4 tRNA genes and 2 rRNA genes are annotated in these 5,236 nt (G+C 52.2%); all 6 read right to left on the bottom strand.

Annotated features, from left to right (window positions below):
* Nucleotides 1–75, bottom strand: a tRNA-Glu gene (locus AC3YUO_RS12955).
* Nucleotides 76–78: 3 nt separating this feature from the next.
* Nucleotides 79–154, bottom strand: a tRNA-Lys gene (locus AC3YUO_RS12950).
* 88 nt (nucleotides 155–242) lie between these two features.
* A 23S ribosomal RNA gene (locus AC3YUO_RS12945) occupies nucleotides 243–3,078 on the bottom strand.
* Nucleotides 3,079–3,314: 236 nt separating this feature from the next.
* Nucleotides 3,315–3,390 (bottom strand) — tRNA-Ala (locus AC3YUO_RS12940).
* A gap of 15 nt (nucleotides 3,391–3,405) precedes the next feature.
* A tRNA-Ile gene (locus AC3YUO_RS12935) sits at nucleotides 3,406–3,482 on the bottom strand.
* A gap of 123 nt (nucleotides 3,483–3,605) precedes the next feature.
* Nucleotides 3,606–5,137: ribosomal RNA gene (locus AC3YUO_RS12930) — 16S ribosomal RNA — on the bottom strand.
* The 16S and 23S rRNA genes sit together here with 4 tRNA genes alongside, the layout of an rRNA operon.
* Nucleotides 5,138–5,236 lie beyond the last annotated feature (99 nt).

Below are 5,236 nucleotides of genomic sequence, written 5' to 3'. Positions count from 1 at the left end.
TGGTGACCCGTACGGGAATCGAACCCATGTTTGCGGCGTGAGAGGCCGCCGTCTTAACCGCTTGACCAACGGGCCAGATGGTGCGCCTTCAGGGATTCGAACCCGGGACCCACTGATTAAGAGTCAGTTGCTCTACCAACTGAGCTAAAGGCGCATATTGTGCGCTTTTGCCTGCACCCTGAAAACCGAACAGTGAAACAACCTTCCATCGCTTACAAGCGCCTGCATTCTTTTTAACCTTTTAGGTCAAGCCCTCGGCTTATTAGTATCGGTCAGCTACATGCCTCGCAGCACTTCCACCTCCGACCTATCAACGACATAGTCTACGTCGAGCCTTACTCCTTAAAGGATGAGAGATCTAATCTTAGGGGGAGTTTCACGCTTAGATGCTTTCAGCGTTTATCTCGTCCAGACGTAGCTACCCAGCTGTGCCGTTGGCACGACAACTGGTGCACCAGAGGTCTGTCCATCCCGGTCCTCTCGTACTAAGGACAGCTCCCTTCAAATCTCTTACGCCCGCAACAGATAGGGACCGAACTGTCTCACGACGTTCTGAACCCAGCTCGCGTGCCACTTTAATCGGCGAACAGCCGAACCCTTGGGACCGAATTCAGCCCCAGGATGTGACGAGCCGACATCGAGGTGCCAAACCTCCCCGTCGCTGTGGACGCTTGGGGGAGATCAGCCTGTTATCCCCAGGGTAGCTTTTATCCGTTGAGCGACGGCACTTCCACTTGCATACCGCCGGATCACTAACTCCAACTTTCGTTACTGCTCCACCCGTCGGTGTCGCAGTTAGGCTCGTTTATGCGTTTACACTCACTGCACGATTTCCGTCCGTGCTGAACGAACCTTTGAGCGCCTCCGTTACCTTTTAGGAGGCGACCGCCCCAGTCAAACTGCCCACCTAACAGTGTCCCCCGACCGGATTCACGGCCGCAGGTTAGAAAACCAGCAAATGAAGGGTGGTATCCCAAGGGTGACTCCACCAAGGCTGACGCCCTGATTTCCATGTCTCCCACCTATCCTGTACATCATTTACCAATCCTCAGTATTAAGCTACAGTAAAGCTCCATGGGGTCTTTCCGTCTAGTTGCGGGTAACTGGCATCTTCACCAGTACTACAATTTCGCCGGGTGGGCTGTTGAGACAGCGCCCAAATCGTTACGCCATTCGTGCGGGTCAGAACTTACCTGACAAGGAATTTCGCTACCTTAGGACCGTTATAGTTACGGCCGCCGTTTACTGGGGCTTCAATTCAAACCTTCGCTTGCGCTAAGCTCTCCTCTTAACCTTCCAGCACCGGGCAGGCGTCAGCCCATATACGTCATCTTTCGATTTAGCATAGACCTGTGTTTTTGGTAAACAGTCGCTTGGGCCTATTCTCTGCGGCTCCTTTCGGAGCTCCCCTTATCCCGAAGTTACGGGGTAATTTTGCCGAGTTCCTTAACAACCCTTCTCCCGTTGGCCTTAGGATTCTCTCCTCATCTACCTGTGTCGGTTTGCGGTACGGGCACCTTAGCATACGCCAGAACTTTTCTCGCCTCGTTATTCGCTGACTTCCCTACTTAATTTCGGTCCCTTACGCCCGGGTCAACCAACGCCCGGGTTCAGCTAGCTCCAAGTGTCCTTCTGGTTTAAGTTTCGGTGGCTACGGAATTTCAACCGTATGTGCATCGACTACGCCTTTCGGCCTCGCCTTAGCTCCCGGCTTACCTTGGGCGGACGAACCTTCCCCAAGAAACCTTAGATTTTCGGCCATTATGATTCCCACATAATTCTCGCTACTCATTCCGGCATTCTCACTCGAATGAAGTCCACCAGTGCTTCCGCTCTGACTTCACCCCGCATTCGACGCTCCCCTACCACGCATTGCTGCATCCTAAGCTTCGGTTATACGCTTAGCCCCGTTACATTTTCCGCGCAGAGTCACTCGACCAGTGAGCTATTACGCACTCTTTTAATGAGTGGCTGCTTCTAAGCCAACATCCTGGTTGTTTTCGCAATTCCACATCGTTTTCCACTTAGCGTATATTTGGGACCTTAGCTGTAGGTCTGGGCTGTTTCCCTTTTGACCACGAGACTTATCTCACGTAGTCTGACTGCTAGTCATCAATTAGCCGGCATTCTGAGTTTGATAGGGTTCAGTAACTTTATCAGCCCCTAGCCCATTCAGTGCTTTACCTCCGGTAATCTAAACTAACGCTAGCCCTAAAGCTATTTCGGGGAGAACCAGCTATCTCCAAGTTCGATTAGAATTTCTCCGCTATCCACAGGTCATCCGCCACCATTGCAACGGGGGTCGGTTCGGTCCTCCATGGAGTTTTACCTCCACTTCAACCTGCCCATGGATAGGTCACCTGGTTTCGGGTCTATTGCACGCAACTAAAACGCCCTATTCAGACTCGCTCTCGCTTCGCCTCCGGTACTGAATACCTTAAGCTTGCTACGTACAATAACTCGCCGGACCGTTCTACAAAAAGTACCTCATCACTCATTAACGAGCTTTGAGTGCTTGTAAGCACAAGGTTTCAGGTTCTGTTTCACTCCCCTCCCGGGGTCCTTTTCACCTTTCCCTCACGGTACTGCTCCTCTATCGGTCATCAAGTAGTATTTAGGGTTGGAGGGTGGTCCCCCCAGTTTCCCACAGGGTTTCACGTGTCCTGCGGTACTCTGGAACTCGACTAACAGAAATCAGCTTTCGCTTACGGGACTCTCACCCGCTCTGGTTGGCCTTCCCATGCCATTCAGCTAGCCTATCCTGCCGTTGCGCCGGTCCACAACCCCGAAGGATAAATCCTTCGGTTTGCCCTCTTCCGCGTTCGCTCGCCACTACTTGCGGAATCTCTGTTGATTTCTCTTCCTCGCCCTACTTAGATGTTTCAGTTCAGGCGGTTCCCCACGTACACCTATTTGATTCAATGCACGCTGACAGAGTATTGCTCTGCCGGGTTTCCCCATTCGGAAATCTGCGGGTCAAAGCTTATGTGCAGCTCACCGCAGCTTATCGCAGCTTGTCACGTCCTTCATCGGCTCTTGATGCCAAGGCATTCCCCTTGCGCTCTTATCAGCTTGACCTATCGAACATAATGTTCTCTGGTTCTCAAGAATTATGCAGGCCTCAGATTTGGTTCATTGTAGTTTGTGTTACCCTTTATTTAAAAGTCCACAAAAAACTTTGTTACCTCTCTGTTGCTTGCTCGCAATTTCTTGCTTGCTTCACTGTTCAGTTTTCAAGGTGCAGACTTCCAACCTTTTTCAAGGTCAGATTGAAATGCTCAGGCGTTTGCCTAAACACTTCAATCTAATCTTGTTGGTGGAGATAAGCGGAATCGAACCGCTGGCCTCCTGCTTGCAAGGCAGGCGCTCTCCCAGCTGAGCTATACCCCCGTTGGCAAAGCTTGGTGGTGGGCCCAAGTGGACTCGAACCACCGACCTCACGATTATCAGTCGTGCGCTCTAGCCAGCTGAGCTATGGGCCCGTCGGCGCCGCTCCCTCAGCAGCGTACACCCTCTAAATTAAACAACGTGACATCCAACCGACCACCAGAGGTCTGACCTTAGGACATTACAGCAAACATCTAAGTTTACTGAGGTCTCCTTAGAAAGGAGGTGATCCAGCCGCTCGTTCTCGAACGGCTACCTTGTTACGACTTCACCCCAATTATCGAACCCACCTTCGGCCGCGCCCCCCTTGCGGTTAGGCTACGGACTTCGGGTGTTCCCGACTCTCATGGTGTGACGGGCGGTGTGTACAAGGCCCGGGAACGTATTCACCGCGGCATGCTGATCCGCGATTACTAGCGATTCCAACTTCATGCAGGCGGGTTGCAGCCTGCAATCCGAACTGGGATGGCTTTTAGGGATTTGCTCCACCTCGCGGTATTGCTTCCCTCTGTTGACCACCATTGTAGTACGTGTGTGGCCCAGGGCATAAGGGGCATGATGATTTGACGTCGTCCCCACCTTCCTCCGTTTTGTCAACGGCAGTCTCGCTAGAGTGCTCTTGCGTAGCAACTAACAATAAGGGTTGCGCTCGTTGCGGGACTTAACCCAACATCTCACGACACGAGCTGACGACAACCATGCACCACCTGTCTCTACTTTCCCCGAAGGGCACCTAATGCATCTCTGCTTCGTTAGTAGGATGTCAAGCCCTGGTAAGGTTCTTCGCGTTGCTTCGAATTAAACCACATACTCCACCGCTTGTGCGGGCCCCCGTCAATTCCTTTGAGTTTCAACCTTGCGATCGTACTCCCCAGGTGGGATACTTATTGTGTTAACTGCGGCACGGAGGGGGTCAGTCCCCCCACACCTAGTATCCATCGTTTACAGCGTGGACTACCAGGGTATCTAATCCTGTTTGCTCCCCACGCTTTCGCGCCTCAGCGTCAGTTACTGTCCAGCAATCCGCCTTCGCCACTGGTGTTCCTCCGTATATCTACGCATTTCACCGCTACACACGGAATTCCGATTGCCTCTCCAGCACTCAAGAACTACAGTTTCAAATGCAGGCCACAGGTTGAGCCCGTGGTTTTCACATCTGACTTGCAATCCCGCCTACACGCCCTTTACACCCAGTAAATCCGGATAACGCTTGCCACCTACGTATTACCGCGGCTGCTGGCACGTAGTTAGCCGTGGCTTATTCCTTAGGTACCGTCACTTGCTTCGTCCCTAAGAAAAGAAGTTTACAACCCGAGGGCCTTCTTCCTTCACGCGGCGTTGCTGGGTCAGGCTTGCGCCCATTGCCCAATATTCCCCACTGCTGCCTCCCGTAGGAGTCTGGGCCGTGTCTCAGTCCCAATGTGGCCGGCCAACCTCTCAGTCCGGCTACTGATCGTCGCCTTGGTGGGCCGTTACCCCGCCAACTAGCTAATCAGACGCGAGGCCATCTCAGAGCGATAAATCTTTGGCAGTCAGAGCCATGCGACCCAACTGCATTATGCGGTATTAGCACAATTTTCACTGTGTTATTCCCCACTCCGAGGCAGGTTCCTCACGCGTTACTCACCCGTCCGCCACTAAGTAACCAAATCCATTGGACGAATCCTCTGTCATTGGCACTCCGTTCGACTTGCATGTGTTAAGCACGCCGCCAGCGTTCATCCTGAGCCAGGATCAAACTCTCAATAAAATGGTATCTAAAGAACCGAGGTTCCTTAAATCAATTTTATTGAAGCTTAATTCAAGCTTCAAAGAAAGAAATCAAATTGACGTTGTTCCTACAAGCTTC

It is taken from the genome of Pseudoflavonifractor sp. HNCC25GI2, assembly GCF_058136395.1.
Note: the sequence above shows the minus strand (reverse complement) of the source record. Positions and strands in the feature narration are given on the sequence as shown.